Origin of the sequence: Streptomyces sp. (assembly GCF_031178505.1) — a bacterium.
Lineage (GTDB): Bacteria > Actinomycetota > Actinomycetes > Streptomycetales > Streptomycetaceae > Streptomyces > Streptomyces gulbargensis.
Genome location: NZ_JAPSIW010001052.1, coordinates 1 through 1586, shown reverse-complemented (window position 1 = coordinate 1586; position 1586 = coordinate 1). Strand labels below are relative to the sequence as shown.

Genomic DNA, 1586 nt, shown 5'->3' with positions numbered 1-1586 from the left:
GCACGCCGTGGACCCGGACGCGGTCGGGCTCGGGGACTTCGGGCGGCCGGAGGGCTTCCTGGACCGGCAGCTGCGGCGGTGGGGCAAGCAGCTGGACGCCTCCCGCAACCGCGAGCTGGCGGGCATCGACGAGCTGCACGCCGCCCTCGGCCGGGCGCTGCCCGCCTCCCCCGCGCCCACCGTCGTCCACGGCGACTACCGGCTGGACAACGTGCTGCTCGGCCCCGACGACCGGATCAGGGCCGTCCTCGACTGGGAGATGTCCACGCTCGGCGACCCGCTGACCGACCTCGGGCTGCTCGTGATGTACAGCTCCGACCTCGGGCTGCCGCGGTCGCCCGTCTCCACCACCAGCGGGGCCCCCGGCCACCCCTCCCCCGCCGAACTGATCGAGCGCTACGCGGCCCGGTCCGGCCGCGACACCTCCGCCCTCTCCTGGTACACCGCGTTCGCGTGGTTCAAGCTCGCCGTGATCCTGGAGGGCATCCACTACCGCTACACCCTCGGCCAGACCGTCGGCGCGGGCTTCGACCGGATCGGCGACCTCGTCCCCGTCTTCATCGAGCACGGCCGCACCACCCTCCAGGAAGGCTGACCCCGTGGACTTCGCATTCGACGCCCGTACCGAGGAACTGCGGGGCAGGCTGCTCGCGTTCATGGACGAGCACGTGTATCCGGCCGAGCCGGTCGCCGAGGAGCAGCGGGCGCTGCTCGCCTCGCCGTGGGAGACGCCCGCGGTGGTCGGGGAGCTGAAGGCCGAGGCGCGCCGCCGGGGCCTGTGGAACCTCTTCCTGCCGGACGCGGAGTACGGGGCGGGGCTGACCAACCTCCAGTACGCCCCGCTCGCGGAGATCACCGGCCGCTCCCCGCACCTCGCGCCGACCGCGACGAACTGCGCCGCCCCGGACACCGGGAACATGGAGGTGCTCTCCCAGTTCGGCACCGAGGAGCAGAAGAAGCGGTGGCTGGAGCCGCTGCTCGCCGGGGAGATCCGCTCCGCGTTCGCGATGACGGAGCCGGACGTGGCGTCCTCGGACGCGACGAACATCGAGACCCGGATGGTCCGGGACGGCGGGGACTACGTCGTCAACGGGCGCAAGTGGTACATCTCCGGGGCGATGAACCCGGAGTGCGCGGTCTTCATCGTGATGGGCAAGACCGACCCGGACGGCGACGACATCCGCCGCCAGCAGTCGATGATCCTGGTCCCCCGCGACGCCCCGGGCGTCGAGGTGCGGCGGGCCATGCGCGTGTACGGGTACGAGGACCACTCGCACGGCGGCCACGCCGAGGTGGTCTTCCACGACGTACGGGTGCCCGCGTCCCACCTGGTCGGCGAGGAGGGCGGCGGTTTCGCCATCGCGCAGGCGCGGCTGGGGCCGGGGCGCATCCACCACTGCATGCGGCTGATCGGGATGGCGGAGCGGGCCATCGAGCTGATGTGCCGGCGGGCCGTGGGCCGTACGGCGTTCGGCAAGCCGCTGGCCACGCAGGGAGTGGTGCAGAACTGGATCGCGGACGCCCGGGTCACGGTGGAGCAGCTGCGGCTGCTGGTGCTGAAGACGGCGTGGATGATGGACACGGTG

2 protein-coding genes are annotated in these 1586 nt (G+C 72.6%); both read left to right on the top strand.

Annotation, left to right across the window (positions count from 1 at the left end):
- The coding region (locus tag RIF68_RS36145; protein WP_309055904.1) for a phosphotransferase family protein at nucleotides 1–595 on the top strand (595 nt) is incomplete at its 5' end.
- 4 nt (nucleotides 596–599) lie between these two features.
- Nucleotides 600–1586, top strand: a 987-nt coding sequence (locus tag RIF68_RS36140) for an acyl-CoA dehydrogenase family protein (protein WP_309055902.1), incomplete at its 3' end; no start/stop codon positions are given.